Annotated in this window: 17 protein-coding genes and 1 pseudogene; 12 read left to right on the top strand and 6 right to left on the bottom strand. The window is 59.1% G+C overall.

Translation table 11 applies throughout. From position 1 onward, the window contains the following. Positions 1–258 precede the first annotated feature (258 nt). The 11 genes from CFR76_RS10545 (at position 259) to CFR76_RS10490 (ending at position 10,321) form a co-directional block, all read left to right on the top strand. Entirely contained in the window at positions 259–717 is a 459-nt protein-coding gene (locus CFR76_RS10545) for a DotD/TraH family lipoprotein (RefSeq protein WP_025440151.1), read from the top strand. Beyond that, entirely contained in the window at positions 710–1,750 is a 1,041-nt protein-coding gene (locus tag CFR76_RS10540) for a type IV secretory system conjugative DNA transfer family protein (RefSeq protein ID WP_041250536.1), read from the top strand. The genes CFR76_RS10545 and CFR76_RS10540 overlap by 8 nt, the downstream gene beginning before the upstream one ends. Beyond that, a complete protein-coding gene (locus CFR76_RS10535) occupies positions 1,747–2,910 on the top strand; it encodes a type IV pilus twitching motility protein PilT (RefSeq protein WP_025440149.1) in 1,164 nt (387 codons plus the stop codon). The genes CFR76_RS10540 and CFR76_RS10535 overlap by 4 nt, the downstream gene beginning before the upstream one ends. Then, on the top strand, positions 2,910–3,158 hold the full coding sequence (gene icmT / locus CFR76_RS10530) for an IcmT/TraK family protein (RefSeq protein WP_025440148.1): 249 nt from the start codon (positions 2,910–2,912) through the stop codon (positions 3,156–3,158). The genes CFR76_RS10535 and icmT overlap by 1 nt, the downstream gene beginning before the upstream one ends. Further along, on the top strand, positions 3,155–3,577 hold the full coding sequence (locus CFR76_RS10525; RefSeq protein WP_025440147.1) for a hypothetical protein: 423 nt from the start codon (positions 3,155–3,157) through the stop codon (positions 3,575–3,577). Before icmT ends, CFR76_RS10525 begins: the two co-directional genes overlap by 4 nt. Further along, complete coding sequence (locus tag CFR76_RS10520; protein ID WP_025440146.1) at positions 3,574–4,083, top strand: lytic transglycosylase domain-containing protein; 510 nt, start codon at positions 3,574–3,576, stop codon at positions 4,081–4,083. Before CFR76_RS10525 ends, CFR76_RS10520 begins: the two co-directional genes overlap by 4 nt. Further along, positions 4,080–5,261 carry a secretion/conjugation apparatus DotM-related subunit gene (locus tag CFR76_RS10515; protein WP_025440145.1) on the top strand — a complete coding sequence of 394 codons (1,182 nt, stop codon included), beginning with the start codon at positions 4,080–4,082 and terminating at the stop codon, positions 5,259–5,261. Before CFR76_RS10520 ends, CFR76_RS10515 begins: the two co-directional genes overlap by 4 nt. After that, positions 5,236–5,841, top strand: coding sequence for a hypothetical protein (locus tag CFR76_RS10510; protein ID WP_025440144.1), 606 nt, complete (start codon positions 5,236–5,238; stop codon positions 5,839–5,841). Before CFR76_RS10515 ends, CFR76_RS10510 begins: the two co-directional genes overlap by 26 nt. 3 nt (positions 5,842–5,844) lie before the next feature. Continuing rightward, positions 5,845–8,187, top strand: coding sequence for a type IV secretory system conjugative DNA transfer family protein (locus CFR76_RS10505; RefSeq protein WP_025440143.1), 2,343 nt, complete (start codon positions 5,845–5,847; stop codon positions 8,185–8,187). Continuing rightward, positions 8,184–9,488: a DUF1173 family protein gene (locus tag CFR76_RS10500; protein WP_025440142.1), complete on the top strand. Its 1,305-nt coding sequence runs from the start codon at positions 8,184–8,186 to the stop codon at positions 9,486–9,488. Before CFR76_RS10505 ends, CFR76_RS10500 begins: the two co-directional genes overlap by 4 nt. A 227-nt stretch (positions 9,489–9,715) precedes the next feature. Further along, positions 9,716–10,321, top strand: a complete 606-nt coding sequence (locus CFR76_RS10490) for a hypothetical protein (RefSeq protein WP_081749555.1) — start codon at positions 9,716–9,718, stop codon at positions 10,319–10,321. A gap of 34 nt (positions 10,322–10,355) precedes the next feature. On the opposite strand, the pseudogene CFR76_RS10485 reads toward CFR76_RS10490, so the two are convergent. Then, positions 10,356–10,629: pseudogene (locus CFR76_RS10485) on the bottom strand (MucR family transcriptional regulator); the annotation flags it as partial. 306 nt (positions 10,630–10,935) lie between these two features. Here CFR76_RS10485 and CFR76_RS10480 point away from each other — a divergent pair. Beyond that, on the top strand, positions 10,936–12,480 hold the full coding sequence (locus tag CFR76_RS10480) for a Fic family protein (protein ID WP_025440140.1): 1,545 nt from the start codon (positions 10,936–10,938) through the stop codon (positions 12,478–12,480). Between the two features lie 389 nt (positions 12,481–12,869). On the opposite strand, the gene CFR76_RS10475 is transcribed toward CFR76_RS10480, so the two are convergent. The 5 genes from CFR76_RS10475 to CFR76_RS10450 form a co-directional block, all read right to left on the bottom strand. Then, positions 12,870–13,355: a MucR family transcriptional regulator gene (locus CFR76_RS10475; protein WP_081749553.1), complete on the bottom strand. Its 486-nt coding sequence runs from the start codon at positions 13,353–13,355 to the stop codon at positions 12,870–12,872. A 626-nt stretch (positions 13,356–13,981) separates the two neighbouring features. Beyond that, positions 13,982–17,200 carry a MobF family relaxase gene (gene mobF, locus CFR76_RS10465; protein ID WP_025440139.1) on the bottom strand — a complete coding sequence of 1,073 codons (3,219 nt, stop codon included), beginning with the start codon at positions 17,198–17,200 and terminating at the stop codon, positions 13,982–13,984. Beyond that, complete coding sequence (locus tag CFR76_RS10460; RefSeq protein ID WP_395372394.1) at positions 17,200–17,421, bottom strand: hypothetical protein; 222 nt, start codon at positions 17,419–17,421, stop codon at positions 17,200–17,202. The genes mobF and CFR76_RS10460 overlap by 1 nt, the downstream gene beginning before the upstream one ends. Before the next feature lie 126 nt (positions 17,422–17,547). Continuing rightward, positions 17,548–17,841, bottom strand: a complete 294-nt coding sequence (locus CFR76_RS10455) for an HU family DNA-binding protein (protein WP_025440137.1) — start codon at positions 17,839–17,841, stop codon at positions 17,548–17,550. Positions 17,842–17,900: 59 nt separating this feature from the next. Continuing rightward, on the bottom strand, positions 17,901–18,653 hold the full coding sequence (locus tag CFR76_RS10450; RefSeq protein WP_025440136.1) for a BRO-N domain-containing protein: 753 nt from the start codon (positions 18,651–18,653) through the stop codon (positions 17,901–17,903). Positions 18,654–18,730: the final 77 nt, after the last annotated feature.

Here is an 18,730-nt window from a genome sequence, read left to right as displayed (position 1 = left end):
CAGCGCACATCAGATGCTTGGTAGGACTGTCAGCAACATGGATGGCTGCCGGTGATCCCCTCACGTTCGGAGCCGAAAACAGAAAAGGGTTGCTCTTGTCCCACGCAATTCTGCGCGTCAATCCAGCGACAGCATACCCCAAAAGAGGACACGAATCTGCTCTCGGGGCCTGCATGAAATAAAAAGCAACGCAGCCAATTTTTGCTGCAGCAGTCGCAAGATGATCTTCGAAGCTGCTCCCATTATCCGGAGAAGCTTATGAAACATTCTCTGCTCATTTTTCTTTTGCCCATGGCGCTCAACGCCTGCGCGCAGAGCCTGTCGTCACCTTCTCCCATTGCGACGACCGGCATGGCCAATCCTGAACTGGCCTTGCAGCGGTCAATAGCAGAGACCACGACTGATCTTCGGGAACTTGGCAGCATCCGCCCGTCTCCGGTCGTGGCATCTACCAACCAACCCCCGCTCCCCGATGACCTGACCCGCCGGATCTGGTTCGTGTGGGACGGCCCCCTGGGGAAGGCCGTCGCAAAACTCGGCCAGGAAATCGGCTATAGTGTGACTGTCACCGGCCATCCCCGAGCAATGCGCGTCGCGACCAACAGCGTTGCCGCCGTGGTGGATATCCTTCGGACATTGGGCGATCAGGCCGGAGATCAGGCCATGGTCTCGGTAGACCCGCTTCACCACGCGATAACGGTGGCGTGGCATGCGTAAGATGGCGCTCTTTCTATCTTCGGCCATCGTCGTGACGGCCGCAGGCAGCCCGACCCATGCGGCGTCTGTCTCCACGGGGAAGGTTGTCATTGAGGAGGGGCAGCACGTCCGGCTACCGACATCGTCTCCATCCCCGCCACCCGCCCGCAGCGGCACGTTGGTCCCGGAGCCACAGCCGCCCCAGCCGGGTGCGGATCAGGTGGACGGGGCTGATACCGCCCTTGCCAATCCCATCAATAAACCGGTGACAGGGGCCTCAACGCTCGACGAGGTGGTGGGCGGCGAAGCACCACCCTCTCTTGAGGCCCTTGAGAACACCCGCCCCAATGACGAGCCAGGCGATGACCTGAAACCCGGTCGAAGCGCCCAGCTTCGGGAAGCCGCGCATATTTACGGCGCGCAGGGTGGTCTGGCCGCCCGGGCATTCGCCATCAACGAGATGCTGCGGCGCCATGAGGAGACACTCGACGCCACTTATGATTTCCGGTCGATCGTGCTTCCGATCGGGAGCGGCCAGACCCTCATGCAGCCCCCCATCGTCACCGAGGCACAGATGGCCTTTGCGCTCAATGACACCGGCCAGGTGGCGCACGAGACAGAATGTGTTTTCGAGATCACCCGGGAGGCACAACTGACATCCGCGCCCCCGGACTGGCGCACGTATCTCGTCCGGACATGGGGCAAACCGCATCACCCGGTAGCCGCGGCCCTGCCCCGCACAAAGGCGGAAGTGTCACACTGGAACCAGTGGGTGGCCGAAGGCTGGGCAGACGGGGAAAAGCAGGCGACCGAGATCTTCCTCTCCGACCTGTCGCGCCTGCAGCGCGACATTACCGGCATGGCCCGCTACCGGGTGCTGCTGAACGCTGGGCGCGTCGAAGAACCGCGCGTCGTGTTCGAGCACCAAGATGCCGTGGGAGGAGGAGACACCCTCCACCTCAATGACCGCACGATCCGGATCGCGAGCCAGCCGGGGCTTCAAGGCCACGTCCGGCGCGGAAGCGATTACGGTTATCCGGAGCATTGCCGATGAATATCACCATCCCCGTCACGACCGACGAACGCTGGCCAGATGAAGGCAGGAAAGCGTTTGCCTGGGTCGAGGAGCGACGGCGTAACGCGCCAGGGCTAGACTCCCTCCTTCGCTGGGCGCATGGCCTCGGCGCCTCGCGCATCGACATCAAGACCGGCCATCCGGTCACGATCAAAGTGCACGGCGTGATCCGCTACGCCACATGTAAAGCGACGGACTCCCTTGCGCTGGCGGATATCGTCGGCCATGTCTATGCCTCTGACGGGATGGCCATGCTTGGTGTCGGCCATATCCTCGATACAGCCTACAGCGTGGCACTGGACCGCAAGGTCAATCTGCGTTTCCGGATCAATCTTTCACCCATTTCGGTCAAGCGGGGCAGTGGCGTCCACATCGTCATGCGTCCGATCCCCGCCCGCCCCGCAAGCCTTGACCAGCAGATGGTCGAGCAGGAAATCCGGGACACGAACAGGCTCAAAAGCGGCATGATCCTGTTTGGTGGGGCAACCGGTTCCGGAAAGACCACGTTGCAATTCGGGCTCGCCATCGAAAAACTCATGGACCCGACCGTGTATTGCGACATGGCAACCGGCGAGGAGCCCATCGAGTTCCTGCTGGACGACCTGCGTCCGCCTTCAGGCTCGCGGATCAGCCAGACGGAGATCCGCCCCCCCACCCTGACTTTTCCCACGTTCACCCGCAGCCTGACACGCCGCGAGATGAGCGATGGCATCATCACGGAATGTCGGGACGGCGAGACCATGAATGCAGCCATCAATATCGCCATGATGGGCGGTATTCTGGGCACGACGCTGCATGCAGACAGCGTCTCCCTCATGATCCAGCGCGCGATCGCGCTCTGTCCCCCCTTGGAACGTGACAACCTGGTCTCGGCCCTCGCTCAGGCGCTCCGGTTCTGCATCAACCAGCGCCTTGTGCCCCGAAAGGACGGCGGGCGTGTTGCGATCCGCGAATTCCTCACCTTCGATCGTGATCTGCGCCGCAAGCTGACCCGGACCGAGCCAACGGACTGGCCCGACGTCGTGGCCGACGCGGTCGAGGCGCAGGGCCAGTCTTTCGGAAAGGCCATCCGCAAACTGCTCGATGCCGATCTGATCACCGAAGACACCGCTCTGGCGGAAGAAAGGAGAGACGCGTGATGTGGCGTGCAACGGCCTATCCTGTCCGGGTTTTCATTCTCGATGCCCGCAGCTGCTTTCCCATTCTCATCTCCGTGACACACTGGAGCCTCACCACCCTGCTGATCGGGGTCTTCGGCGTGGTGTTTTTCGGGACGATCTCGTTTTTCGGGCTGACGCTGCCGGCCGCGATACGCTCCATACGACGCTTCCTCATCGGGCCGGTCCGCACCGCCCTGCCGACATGGCAAAGGAGGCGGTTCTCATGAGCGCGATCGACCTGGCGGCGATCAGTGCGGCGCAGACACGGCTTCTGGCCGAAATCGGCAAGCCGATTGAACTGCTGGACCGTGGCACCGGAAAACGGGTGGTCGTATCACCGGCTGACGCGGCACACCCTGAAGCCTATCTGCCCGTTTTCCTGATCAGTGCCGAAACCCTGTGGCTGGAACTGACGGGAACGGGCTTTGCCCTTGATGTCAGCAGGACGCCCGACAGCGCGCTCGGCTATGCCGTCCGCAAGGTGCGCGCCGGTTCATTTACGGTCGTGATGTTATGTCTGATCGATGTCACGATGAGGCTTGCGGAGATGGACGACGCGCTGGTCCTCAATCATCTGATCGACTTTTGGGGCGAAGCCCATGGCCGGATCGCTGATGTTGCGCCGACCTTGCAGGGGGCGACATGATCCCCCGCCTCGCTCTGGCGGCACTCGGGGCGTTTCCCCTTTTTGCCGCCAGCACGACCGCCAGTGCCGCAAGCATCGAAGAAAATGGCCGCCAGATTGCAGCCTGTCTGGAGGCTTCGGCAAAAATCTCTAGTGTGCCCCGTGGCGTGCTGCTTGTCCTCCTCTATGTCGAGGCCGGCCGCCCCGGAATGGTCAGCCCGAACGGTAACGGCACGGCGGATCTCGGGCCGATGCAGGTCAATACGACATGGGTCGATCGCATCGCGAGGCGATGGCACAGCACGCCCGCGCAAACATATGCAGCCCTGCGCGACAGTTCGTGCGCCAATATTGAGGCAGGCGCCTGGATCCTTGGTCAGGCGATGCACGAAGCACACGGCGACCTCTGGCAGGCCGTGGCATTCTATCACTCTCATACCCCACGCCACGGCAATGCCTATCTCCGGCGTTTCTACGACATCGCCCTCACGATGATGGCCAGAAACCACAGGGACGATCGCTCATGAGCACGAGCCGCGTCCCATGGTCATCCAGCGATGACTATCTGCTCTTTTCCTCGATCATCATCATCGTCGGGGTCCTGCTGTTCAGCTACATGGCCTGGAGCCTGTGGCATACGCAGATCACAGCCTTCTATCTGCGGGCCATGCTGGGGCAGATCAACCTGCTGCATACGTCTAATCCTGACCTGATGCGCCTGCGTTTCCAGTTGCAGGCCGCGCAATATCGACCGGATCTGGTGCGGGCAATCCAGCTTTATTATGGCCTTGCAATCCTGGGCAATGCCCTGAAATGGCCGCTGGCCATCGTGATTGCCCTCCTGGGCGGGTTATGCATGTGGCGTGCTGCCCCCGGCCGATTTGCAAAAGCGCTCGATCTGGAAGGTCTGATCGCGGTCCAGGCAGAAATGTTTCCGACGCTGAAAGGCTTCGTCCGACGTCGACTGGACAGGCTTGTAACGCCTACGGATGGTATTCCCCTGCCCGCGGACCCGGCCCTGACACGTGCCGAATGGGGCGCGCGCTTCGCTGTCGATGCACAGGACCGCTACAGTGAAACCGGCGCGCTCGAGGCGTTCACGCGCCAGTTGGGCCGCCACTGGTCCAGCATCAACGCCGCATCCCCTGTTGAACAGGTGCTTCTCGTTGCCTTTGCGATGCACTACCTCCAGAGGCGCCGGGAAGCCCTCGCCCTGCTTGGTGAACTCTCTGCCGGCCTGGCCGACGCTGGCCTTGATGGTCCCCATGGTCCGCTGGCGCCGCTTACGGTGCCAGAGTCCGTTGTGCGAAGCGCCCGCTCTGCCCTGCAGGACAAGGAAATCACAAACTGTATCGATACGGTCTGCGAGCGCAGCGGATGGAGCGTGACCGCGCTCATGACCCTGCTGCACGAAGCCCGGCGTCAGGCGGGCGTACTGGCACCCTCCTCATTCGCCATCGTGAAGCTTATCGACCGATCATTGTGGTACGCGCTGCACTCACTCGGCTTTCCTGCTGAAATCCCGGCCGAAGACCTTCATCCCAATCCCCGCATCGAGGCCGCTGGCGCGCGTGCGCACTGGAGCGAAGAGCGGCGCTACCAGCGTCCGATCTACATCCCTGCGGTTGAAAACGCACTCGCCATCCTGCGCCCGATGCCCGAAGCACAAGGATCTTCCCATGACCCGTATCATCCTCCACGCTGATGGCCGGGCGCCCATCACCATTGAACTCGACGGGACAGGCTTACAGCCCCTCCATCTTCATATCGAATCTGATTTCGGGCAGACGGAGACGAGCGATGCGGCACCGACTTTACCAGAAGCGGCAGCAGCACGGCGCGGGCGCCTGAAAAAAGCATTGCCCGCGCTCATCGCCGGGGGGCTGGCCGCCATCCTGATCATCGGCACACGTCAGGCCATGGTTTCCGACCGCGCCGTTCCCGACACGGGGCCCACTGGCATGCTACGGCCGCCTGCAATTCTACCCCCACTCTCCGGCGCGCCCATGACGGACGAAGGCGCGCCAGGGGTCCGCTCAACCTATGTGCCGGGCGCGCGCATGCCGGTCGATGGAAATGTGGTCGGCAATCCCGACGGTCACCCGGCGAGCGCGGAAATCGATGCCGCACGACGCATCATGACGCAGCGGCCTGTCATCACTTATCCGCAACCCCCAGGTAGCGCGCAGACAGCGCCGACGGCGCCGGTTTCCCCCACGGCACCAACCGCTCCCGTGGCGCCCACGATCGACACGGGAAAATCTCCTTTCGGGCTGGAAGACTGACGCATGGTGAAGCGCGAAATCGGCGGGCCGCAGGTCCACCAGCAACTGAAACACGGCTCTACCTATCGCGACACGCGTCCCTTCACGGTCCGGATCGCCGAAGAGCTGCAATCCAGCAGTTCCGGGTTCGCCCTCATGATTCTGGCAGGGCTCAGCGTGCTGGCTCCCGCGATCGTCGGGATCACCTTTCCCCTCGCCCTCTGCCTGACGCTCTGGGTCATGACCCGCCAGCCCGTGCTGCCTTTTCATCTGCCCAGGTATTCCGGCCTGAAGGACAAACACGATCTTGATCCCAAAACCCGTCGGCCGCGAGCGGCGGCAGGCATCATATATCTTGGAACGGACGGACTGACCGGCCAGCAACTCTGGCTTTCATCCGACGCGGGGCGCCAACACGCCGCCGTGCCCGGCACAACGGGTGCAGGCAAAACGACATCCGCCATCTCCCTGCTGGCCAATCCTCTCGCGCATGGATCCGGGTTCATCCTGATCGACGGCAAGGGCGACAACACGGTCCACGGGGATGTGCTGGCGCTTGCCCGCCGCTTCGGGCTGGACGACCAGGTGCTCAATCTCAATTTTCTGACCGCAAGCGGCATCCGCCAGTCCAATACGTTCAATCCGTTTGCGACCGGCAATGCCGACGCCATCCGTGAAATGCTGGTCAGCCAGCTCGGTGAGCCGTCGAGCAACGACGCCAACGGCGTCTTTCGGGACCGTGCCGTCGGCCTTGCCGGCACGATCGCGCCGGTGCTGACCTGGATGCGCGACACGCACGGCGTGCCGATCAACATCGAGACCATGCGCTACGCCATGGAACTGCGCTGGATCGGCACGCTGGCCCGCCATCGTGTGTTCCTGATCCGCAACCCCGGCTCCGATCACCCCATCGAGATCAGCGTTCCCGAAATTCCCGATGATATCCTCTATCCGGCCCAGGCCTATCTGGGCGAACTGCCAGGATATGATTCCTCTCTGGCCTGGAATGAGCAGAAGGAAAACAAACCGAGCGAGCAGCATGGCTACGCCAAGATGTATTTCACCCGGGTCTTCACACAGCTTGGCGTCAGTCTCGGGCACATATTCCGTGCCCAGATCCCTGATATCGACATGCGCGATGTGGTGCTGAACCGCCGCATTCTCGTCGTCACGCTGCCCGCGTTGGAGAATTCATCGGATACGCTGGCCGGACTGGGCAAGATCGTGGTTGCTGCCGGTCGCGGCGTCATGGCCCAGCTTCTTGGCGCCCGCCTCGACGGCCCCGCCGAGCAGGTCTTCAAGCTCAAGGCAGGCAGCGGCGACGCGCCGTTCCATTTTTTCTACGACGAACTCTCCGCCTACGTCACGGACGGCATGGACCGGCAGCTGGCCATGGGACGCGGCCTGAACTGCATGTTCTGGCTGGGGTTTCAGGATCTTCCGGGTCTTACGACACGCATCGGCGACAAAGCCTTTACCCTGCTCGGCAACGCCAACCTCACCCACGCCATGCGCCTGCAGGATGCCATGCGCACGCGCGAGTGGATCGAAAAGCAGTCCGATCGGATCGAGGTCAGTCAGGCCACGCATTTTGAAGGCAACTCGGCTGGCAGTTACCGGGAAGGACGGGGTGCCGAAGTCCGGGAAGTCGCCCGTATTCCCTGGGCAGACCTTCAGTCACTCATCGAAGGCGAGGCCATAACGATGTATGCCGGTCGCATCGTCCATTCGAAGACGTTCTTTGCCGCCGTCAATGGGCGGTCAGGCGCGATCCGCATGGCCCAGCCGGTCATGCTTGCAGCGCCGCTGGACCTGAATCGGGTGCCCCCGGACCAGCAGTTACTCGCCCTCCTCGCGACGATCGAAGGCGGCCTGTTTCAGTCTGAACTGACCACGGTACACGACGAGCCGGATGTTCGCGCACTCCAGGAAGCAGTCGACCGCCTCGGTCCAGGTTCTCAAGACATCCTGCGCAATTTTGCACAGATCGGTGCAGCGGTCGCGGCCACACCACGCCGGGTTGCGACCGCCAGTGACGATGAAGGGAATGAACACACAGCCGGCACAGACATGCTGACACCGTTTTCCTATATGCTGCGTGATGCTGCCTCCACCCCGAAACCCGGTTTTCAGACACCGCCCCGCACCATACCTCCCATCGACGGTCACCTGCTTGGACGCCTTGAAGCCATTGAACGCCGCGTGGACCGGCAGCCTGGTATAGCCCGGCGTCGGGCACTGCTTATATTGGGTGTCAGGGACGCGATGACAAAAGGCGCACCGAAGGAGGGCGCGGCCAGCACCGGGATGACCGAAAAGGAAATCCTCGCCCAGATCAGGATATTGCGAGAAAAAACCTCGGCATGACGGGCACGATCATCATCCTTCCCGGCGGGGAAAGGTTCCAGCTCGAATGGCGCCGGACCGACCCGGCGCGGTGGGAACGCCGCCTGAAGGCAAAATATGATGAGAGCCGGAGCGCGGAGCGTTCTGACAAGGCGCGATGCCTATGCCAGCATCGCGGCGCCGTACTACCTCTACAGATCCGTTACCGGGCGGACAGTCACAGTTATCACCTCGCCGTCTGGCCAAATGAAGGGCCGCTGCATGAAAAGACATGCCCGTTCTACAAGCCTGATCCGGAGAAAAGTGGGCGCGCCAGCTATGTAAATAGCGTAATTCGCGAGTGTGAGGATGGGGATGTCGCTGTGACCCTGTCGATCGGCCTGCGCCGCAAGGGACCACCCCGGCCAGTCGATGACACGCCGCTGCCTGCTTCAGATCGGCCCGGACAGGCGCGACAGCGCCGGATGACGCCTCTCGGGCTGCTCCATCTCCTGTGGGAGCGGGCGGGGCTGACCGAATGGCGGCCACAATTCGCCGGACACCGCACACCGACGGTCGCCCTGGGCCGGATCGCCTCTGCCGGAACCCGGATCCGGGCGCAGGGCAGACTGATCTCCGATCTTCTCTGTCCTGTTGCCCCAGGGCATGAAAAGTTCGGACGGCGTCTCCATACCGTTGTCAGGACAGAAGGACAGGAAAACCATCTGTTCCTGATCGGGTTCGTGGAGGCTCTGGAACCAGATCCCAGGGGCAATTTCACGATGGCCCTGAGCGGTCAGCGCAACGGTTACCGCTGCTTTCTGACAGTGCCTGCTGCCGAGAGGAACCGTCTTGTCCGGTCGCACCAACTGGCGGCAGCCACACTCGCCCTGCCCGAAGCGGCGCGGCAGGCACATGTTGTGGCGTTGCTCTATGTGACGGCACGAAACATCGGAACGCCCAATAGCCGATGGAAGGGCTGGATCCAGGCGGAAGTCAGGACCGGTGCCCTGATGACCGTCTCTCGCAGCATGCTTCCTTTCGAAAGCGGCCATGAACTGGCGGTAGCCGATGCCCTCGTGGCAGCGGGACGCGCATTCGAAAAACCACTGCGTTTCGACGCGGAACGGGATCTCGTTTTCCCGGATTTCATCCTGCAGGACACGGCGCGGAATGACGGATATCCAATGGAAGTTTTCGGTCGCACGGACGAGGCCTACACTACCAGACGAGCCGAAAAGGAAAATTACTACGACGCGACCTTCGGAGCGGGTGGATGGTGGTCATGGGATGCGACAACAGGGAGCCGGATGCCGCCTTTTCCATCAGGCAGGCTGAGATAAAACAGGGTGACTTCTTCACTTGGCTGCCTTATATGTAGCACCATGAAGCTGAACTCCCATCAGGTTGCTCTGGCAGCAATAAGAAAGCAGACCCTTGCGAACACGAAGAGCAAGCGGACAGCCCATGCGGCTTTGCTGCGAATGGGGATTATCGATAGCAAAGGCGCGGTTACCAAAGAGTACACGCGTGACCCACGCATTGAGGGCATGCTTAAAGCGTAACTGCGTTGACAGCTCTTCATACATCTTTTGTACTCGGTTATCATGGTTGTTCTGAAGAGGTCGGCCGGAAACTGATTAACGGAGAAAGCGCACCAACTCCGTCGGAGACCGACTACGATTGGCTTGGACCGGGTTTCTATGTCTGGGAGTCCGACCCGTTACGTGCGCAAGAATGGGCATATCAGAAACAGCGCAGGGATTCCGGTTTCAAACCGTTCGTTATTGGTCTGGTCGTAGATCTGGGCAACTGTCTTGATTTAACGACACGCGAAGACCTAGAGATGCTCAAGACCGCCTATGAAGGCCTGCGAGAGACATTAAGCACGGATGATATACCGATGCCGGTGAACCGTGATTCCCGGCACGACGTAAATAGTGATAAACTTTTTCGTAACCTCGACTGCGCTGTTATCAGGTATCTTCACGATTCTATTGAAGCCCCAGAGTCTCATCTCGCACCTTATGATACGGTGCGCGGCCTTTTCCAGGAAGGCGGCGAACTCTATCCCGGTAGCGCCTTCCGGGAAAAGACACACACGCAGATCGCAATCCGCAATCTGGATTGTATAAAAGGAATCTTTCGTCTGCCGGACTCTAGCGTCGGGATATAAGGTAGACAGCCGTCTGTTCATCATCATGACTGAATCAAAAGAACAGCCACGCCGCCTCGTCTGACGGCGCGCTCCGCTTTTGGTGGATAGCCTTCTTTCTGCCCCGACGCTTCTCCTGCGACCTCTCTGGCAATGCCGGTTCCGTTGCCCATATCATCAAAATCTGTCGCAGCAGACGTTATGTCTCGCCCCAATTCGATTTCTCGTGCAAGTTCCGATCTGCGCACTGTGTAATTGGGAGCGACCATAGGATAATGAGACGGAAGTCCCCACTTCCGCCGATATTCTTCAAGCGTCACGCCATAGGATGTTGATTTTCACTAAGAACTGACGGTGTGGACGGCTCGCAGTGGTCCTGAGAGGATGCTGAAGAGTTGACTGTCCAGTGGAGGAAACCATCACGCCGCAGTTGATCCGTACCATCAGTTCTCAGTGAAGATCAACGCCGTGAGGGCGCTTCAGCGAGTGGGAATTATTGATCACAAAGACGAAGTGACGGAAGCATACGCGTGGCCACGGCTGTCCATATATATTTTTTTACACAAGGCACCGTTTATATGCGATTTTAAGCATCAATAAACGGTTTTGGACAATTCGGCAGGAATCTAACTCCAATGGCGGACCCGATTGGCGGCATGTGGCTCGCACTGAAATATGATGCAGAGCCATTCGGCGGACTGGCTGTCAAAAGCCAGCTTGGAAGTCGCCGGTCGAGCAGTCATCATAATTTATACAGCATCGAGACGTATCCCGAAAACATGCGTCCGGCCGACACCGCAGCCGCGCATCTGCAGTTTCATCTGCGACACGAACCCACCTGCCTTGAGTTGCTGGCGCGCGTCTTTGCGAAGACCGGACCAGGTTTTGTCCAGGAGTGGATAAACAGTGCACCGACCGGACAATATGCCAGACGGGCGTCATTTCTCTTTGAGTTCGTCACCGGACAAACGCTCGTGCCGCCAGTCGACCTCGGCGGCAACTACGTCTTCGCACTGGACGCATCTTTTCAGGTAACAGCTTCTCCGGACAAAACGAGCAACGTCAGCAGATGGCGCGTCCGTGACAACATGCCTGGGAACCGCTTTTTTTGCCCCTTTATCCCGCTTTCCAGTCAACTCAAGACGGCTGCGGAGATGGACGTATCTGCCGGTTACGGTGAACTGGTGCAGGAGTTCGGCGAGAGCATGCTTGCCCGGGCCGCAGTGTGGCTGACAAATCGTGAAAGCAAGGCAAGTTTCACCATTGAAGGCGAGGAGCATCAACTTGACCGGATCCAGCGCTTCAGCCACGTACTCGCCACGAGAACCGGGCAAGGGACAGTCCCCCTGACAGATACTGACCTTGCCGAATTGCAACGCAACATCCTCGGTGACGTCACAATAACCGAGCATTTTGGCTTGCGACTGTCTCCGGTATTCGTTGGAGAATACACGATGAGGTACGAGAATGTTGTTCATTACCTCGCGCCTCCCGCACAAGACGTAGCGGATATGCTTGAGGGATTAAAAATTTTCCTCGACAGGACGGAAGGACAGTCTCCTGTCATGCGTAGCGCCGTGGCAGCCTTCGGGTTTGTCTACATCCATCCTCTTTCTGACGGGAACGGCCGTGTCCACCGGTTCCTGATAAATGACGTTCTCAGGCGGGACGGCGCCATCCCCGACCAGATCATCCTTCCCATCTCAGCTACGATCATTGGAGACCCGACGAGCAGGCGAAACTACGACCAGATTCTGGACAGGGTTTCAAAACCCCTGATGCGACAGATCACGGATCATGTCTCTTTCGATCGTGACATGCAGACCTATCCTGATGGGATAAAATCCAATCTCGACTTCTCGAACCCTGATCTGGCGAGACCGGCCTGGCGCTATATCAATTTCGCCCCCCACGTTATCTATCTCAGCGCAGCACTGGAGATGACCATCAAGCACAACATGAAAGAGGAAGCCATATATCTCCGGTCGCACCATAATGCCCGGCAGGCACTCAAGGAGCTTGTTGAAATGCCGGATATGGATGCCGACCGCATCATCAGGTCATTACGGGATACTCGTTTCATACCCAGCGGCAAGATTCAGAAAGAATATCCCATGATCGGAAAATTCAGGCTTTGGAACGCCATCTCTGAGGCGCTGAGACGTTCCTTCTCTGAATGATTACACATGAACCGACCATGATAAGTAGAAAGCTGTTCGTCACCAGACATGGGATCTGAAAAAGGATTGTCCGAGTGGAAAAGGCAGGCTGCCCTCGTGAGAACACAACTTTGTAGACATCGCTTATGGATTTTCACTGAGAACTGAATTCTTTCACAAGGTGCATAACGCAAGGGCTTAGGATCGCGATCCGCAACCTGGATTGTATAAAAGGCATCTTTCGTCGGGATTTATCGACGTCACGCCCCGAACTGGATCATGGTCCGGTCAAACAGGAACATCCACTGTCGACACCCTACAGCGTAGCGAAGAAGTTCTGCCTTCGCATATTGCTGCGTTCCTGAGCCAGGAGATCGCCGCGCCGCCCGGTCCGGCGGCGCGTTCCCCTTTTAGTGGACGGCCTTCTTTCTACCCCGGCGCCTTTCTTGTGGCTTGTCAGGCAATGCAGGATCCGTCACGCCCTCATCACCAGATTTGGTGGCAGTGGACATTATATCCCGCCCCAGCCCAATCTCTCTTGCAAGTTCCGATCGGCGTACTGTGTAATTGGGAGCGACCATAGGGTAATGAGCTGGAAGTCCCCATTTCCGCCGATATTCTTCAGGCGTCATGCCATAGGACGCCTGCAGATGCCGTTTGAGCATTTTCAGCTTTTTCCCGTCTTCAAGACATATGATATAATCCGGAAATACGGACCGCTTGATGGGAACGGCAGGTATCTGTTCTTTCACGCTCGAAGTAGTCGGGAAGGACAATGAATTGTAAACAGTCCCAATCAGCCTGATAAGTTCATCTGGCGATATTTTATTTTCCGATACATAAGCAGTTATGATTTCCACGGTCAGCGCCAGCTGTCTTTGTCGTTCTTCGGGCATTGTCCATCACCTTAACAGACGAAAAAACTGTGGCCCTGTATATAACACCGCTATCGGGAATAGTCCTCGACGTTTTCGAAGATTTGGCAGATTGCAGAACAGGTATGCTCTTGAGCAGATATCCAATAGGATCCTGCGCCTGCTCATCTGTATTTCATCTGACCGTCAACACTTCTTGCTTTCTACGGCAATCCTGTTACCCGTTTCCCGCCCAGCATCAAGACGCCATATCTGCGATAAGAGATCATCTGGATCCGGTGTCAGCAGAACACTCAGACACAGCTTCCTCTTCGGTCCAGAAAGGTCTTGAGGCGTGAATATGCCCGGAAGTTTCAGTTGGACCAATAACGCATAGCAGGCTTTCAGGGATCGGTTCGCGTACAACATCATTGAACCGAGTACGCAACTCCTTCTTCAACCAACAGTCGAACGGATCAGGATCTCCCCGGAAAGACACATCATCCATCATTGACCTGCTATCTGCTGCTCCCCGCCTCCCTAACGATACGCAGCCGACTTCGTTGCGCAAATGACCAAAGCATGCGTCAGATCTGAGATGTTGTCGCGGTATGGCACACTGTCGGCAGGATTCAAATCCGGGTGAGAACAGCAGAAAACCGGACGCTCTAGCTGGCGGCGCCTGGCGACGCAGACGGCACATGGTGACGCCCGCCCAGCACCTGGGCGGCCCGTTGGCTCCGAAGCGCCTGCTCTGCACCCGTCATGACCGCTGGTGCGTTCCTGATCATGACCTGCAGCCTGGCGTCGATCTCGACCAGACGCGCTTTATGCAGGCGCTCGGCCTGCCGCGCCTGGGTTTCCAGAATAATCTCCCTCCCATATGGGCGACCTGACTTCGTCAGTGTCTCATGCGTGCGCCCAAGCGCGATCAGTTCCCGGATCCTCGCATCCCGGGCCTTGCGGGTTCGGGCAACCAGATCCGTGCCCAATGATTTATAGGGTTTATGCGCCATTTTCTTTGCCACATGATTCCACAGGTCGTCACTGGTGATGGGCGTCGTGTCCCCGAGCGGCCTCTGGTTCCGGACCGCCTCAAACGTCGCGCCATCGGAGATCATGGTCCATGTGGTTCCACGCGCCCGGCTTTCCGCGACGTATGAGGTAAATCCCGTCGCCAGTTCAACGCCTCGCGGCAGGGCGTTGATGTGCTCGTCTGAAGTAAGCCCCTGTGCCGCATCAATCGTCATGGCATGTCCGAACCCCAGCAACACCCGACCAGTCTTCGCGTCACGAAACCGCCGCCATTCAACATCGGCAACAAGCCCCTCCTTCGTGCGGACGCGAAGCCCCGCATCGCCATGAGCCAGAACCTCCACCACATCACCGTTATTTCCAACCGTGGCGCCCTTTCCATCCACGCTGCCCCATGTCCGACGATACAGCCGAAGCCGGTCGCCCGTAGCGATCGCGAGATCATAGGTTTCGCCACGCTGATCAATAGCCTGCACGGTGATTTCATACGTCGAGATCTCGCCGCGCTCCTGCAGGATTTTACGGACTGCACGACTCAGGTCGGCAGCATCCTGATTGGTCAGCGCTGACATGCTGATCGTCTTGGTCCGGCCACGCCGCGGACAGGCACCCTCGGCGACCAGGGCATCGCGACGCGTCACATACAGCCGGGCAATATCCTGCAGGACTTCCTCATGGTCGCCACCGACCAGACGGATCGTTCCGTTCGCCCGTTTCATATCAATCGCGTCCCGGACTTCCTTCAGATGGAACCTGTTACGGACGTCGTCATCATTTTCCTCGTCTGTATGCGCGTTGGCCGCAGCCCCCCTGAACTCGTGGGATTCCAGATCGCTCTCTTCCGGCTCTGCGCCACGAAACAGATCAGCAATCTGGCGATTTCTTGCAGATACCTGCCGGACACTGGACAGAAGCTCAGGCATATCTTCCGGATCCAGGACCCGACGCAGCATCTCGATGGCGTCCCCTGCCTCGATATTCTGCGCCTGCTCGTGGTCACCCAGCGCCTTGATCGTGCAACCGGTATCACGCTGCACCTGTAACAGGCGAAGCATCTGGCGTGGGCCGACCTGACCGACCTCGTCAATCACCAGTACCGTGTTTCGATCCACATCGACGTCACCCCGCTCCAGCCGCGCCAGAAAGGGCAGCATCGCGCTTGTGTCAAAGATGCCGGCCTCGCGTAATGCGTCCGCCTGACGCCAGGCATTGGCAATCCCGATAACCCTGCGACCATTCGTGTCATAACGCGTATCATGTTTCCACGCATCAACCAGCGGAGACAGCAGCGCCGTCTTTCCGGAGCCTGCGACACCGGTGAGCATGGAGAGCGCGCCGCCCCGGCCAAGAGCGTAGATCGCGGCCTTCTGCGTCTTTCCATGATCGCTTGCGAAGTCGAGGGATGATCGTCCGATCGCTTCCGTGATCTGGCGGTCCGACAGCGCCCCGCTTCGGTTTCCTGACGCACGAGCCGCCTGAATCGCGAGGTCCTCCTCGATGGCGATCTGCGCGGAATTTGTCACCCTCAGCCTGTCGCCACGCATCTCCTGAATCAGCGAGACCCGTTCCCCGCCGAGTTCAAGACCACGCTGTTCAATAAGGGCCACGACATGATCAATGTCCTTCACCCCACCCTCGATGCCGGTGCCGATCAGGCCCCGGGCCGCATATGTTCGAAGCTTGTCGTGATCGATCACGGCGGCTGTTTCAAACTCCCCTGCGAGATGGCGCGCAGCGAAACGGTAGGCAATATCGTATCGTTGTTCCCTGGTACCCACGGGCGCTACTGGCGTGCCAAGCAGGCTTTTTTCCTCCCAGCCAAGACGCCTGGCCTGCTCGCGCCATATCTCATGGTCACTCGTACCTTTGTCCTTGTCGAGCCGGGCTGCCAGGCCGGCCATGGACAGGATGCGGCGCTTGCGGTCGATCGGCATATGCGCCCAGTCCGCTCCTTCCGCCGCGGCGTACTCCTTGGCCGCCCTGATGACGTTGCGTCGTCCCTTGCTGAAGAAATCCGATATATCCTGCGGCACGGCCGAAATGACCGTCGCCTGTTCATTCGCATCGTATTGCTGGGCGATGCCGATCCGGCGCAGTTCATCAGCGAGCTGTGCCTGGAAATATGCTCCAAATTCGTGAACGCGCGATCGCAGCCGCTTCGTGTCGAGTGAACCCACATGTCCCTTTTCCGTGACTACGACATTGAACAGGGCATTATGGATATGGGCATGGGGATCACCGCCTGTTGGCGTATCGATCAGATAGGTCTGGCCTGTCCCCGCGTCACGCGCCTCGACCGTCGGGCGCGCGGTATCATGCCGGAATGACACCCAGGCGACCTCGCCCGGGTTGGCACCGTCTTCGCCCCCATGACCGCGCCGCGCGAAACCGATTTCCCGCGCGACATAGAGCATGGTGGCGTCGTTTGCCCGATCAATGGCGTGCCAGATGACTGCCCTCTCGGCCTCGGTCGGCGCAAACTCGGCCGCAAGCGTAACTGATTTGTGTGGCGCAAGGGTCAGATCATAGGCACTGATCTTGCGGGCATTCCTTGACCAGTCATCGCCATTATCGGCCCTCTTTGCTTCAAACAGGCGATTGAGTTGCGCGTTCTTCGGTGGTGTCTTCGGATCAATGCCAAGAGCCGCTGCAATCTCGGGTCGCATGCCCGGTCGCCACGAGGCCCGCCCATCGCGACCAGTGTAATAGCTGGTCAGTCGGCCACCATCTGCGTCAGGCACTTTTCCGGGCTGGGTACGGAAATCGTGCTCTGGCTCTGGCAGCTCCTGCGTGAAATAGGCAGTGATCAGGCGACCACTACTCTCAGCCGAGATTTTCCGGAACGTCATCATCAGACACCCGTTCCGTCCTTTTCCTCGGGTCGAGAGGTGAGGGGCACCCGGCCCTCCTGAATATCGAGGGTTCTGCCGGTTGTGGCGTCAATATGCCTGAGAACAGGGCACTGCGCGGCGACAAGTGTCACCAGTCGGCCGAGGATCTCATCAAGTGTCGGACCATCAGATTCCTTCGGGGCGAGAATTTCAATGATCAGGGACAGCTTGTCTTCGATCATTCGAAGCCGTTCCCGGATATCGTCGTCCCAACTTGCGGTCGTGTTAGGTTTTCCGACTGACTCGCTCATTATCGTCACCCCCCGTGTCAGAATCACGGGAAGCGTGACGCGGAATCATGCGACCGTTCAGGCCTTCTTCTGGTTGACCCCGGTGAGTTGGTCCTTGACGGCCTTGGCCGGCGCAAAAACCAGTTTGCGCGAGGCCGGAATCTGCATCTCAGCACCGGTCGCCGGATTGCGACCCATGCGGGCAGCGGTGTGCCGGACAGTAAACTTGCCAAAGCCGGGCAGCGATACCTCGTCGCCGACCTCTGCAGCCTGAACGATAGAGGTCAGGACGGTCTCAAGAGCGGTCTTCGCATCGGCCTTCGTGCCGCCCGTGGCTTCGGCGATACGGTCAATCAGATCGGTACTTTTCATCAACGCTGTCTCTTTCAATTAAGGTGACATGGAAAGATCGAATCACAACCGTGGCGGCTTTATGATTTCTCTCGGGTGGGCACGATGATGCTGCGGGACAGGTCTACCCCGATGCGAATGGCGTCATCAAGCTGGCGACCAATACCACTCTGCAGAACGGCGGAACAATACATCACCCCGTCGATTTTGCGGCATACGCTCCAGACCGACCCGATCAGGTTCATGGCATGAACCAGCCCCTCCACGTCGTGACGATCCAGATCGTGAATGAACTGGTGAGGATCAACCTCCTCAATGTATGGCTCCTGTCCCGGCATCACAAAAACCATGTGAGGACCGGGCCGAGAAAGGCGCCTGAGAAGATCCATCTGGCTGCTGGTGACTGTAAGTTGCACGCCACTTCCGGGGCATCCACCGGGGATATAGGCACCGGTTCGACTGATCTGTGGCATCACCTCTCCAGTAATCCAGCGCCGAACCCGTTTGGCAACAGGCTTTCGAGAAATGAACGTCAGGTGATTGGCTCCGCTTTCACTAACGAAGAGTTGGTCCTGCATCCCGCCTGCCGTCACCACGCCAATACGGCAATATTCATCATCATCAAGCCGTTTGACCGTCGCAGAAGGATTGCTGAGGCCCAATATGGAGCAAATCTCCCGGGCCGAGATCCATCGCCTTCCGGTGACTTCCTGAACTGAGATGCGGGTGTCTTCGAATGTCAGATAGTCTCGTTCGCTTTTATGCAGAATAGGTTGAACCGGATCACTGACCGGCTTCCTGACTCGTGGCCTGTTAGGGATGGTATCTCGCATCTCATGTCTCCCCTTTTCCTAAGGAGATTGTGCGCGGGGAACATGCGACCTCTTGTTAAGATGAGCTCAGCGGCATC

It is taken from the genome of Komagataeibacter swingsii, assembly GCF_003207895.1.
Lineage (GTDB): Bacteria > Pseudomonadota > Alphaproteobacteria > Acetobacterales > Acetobacteraceae > Komagataeibacter > Komagataeibacter swingsii.
The sequence above is the reverse complement of the archived record's forward strand: the minus strand, read 5'-3'. Positions and strand labels throughout refer to the sequence as shown.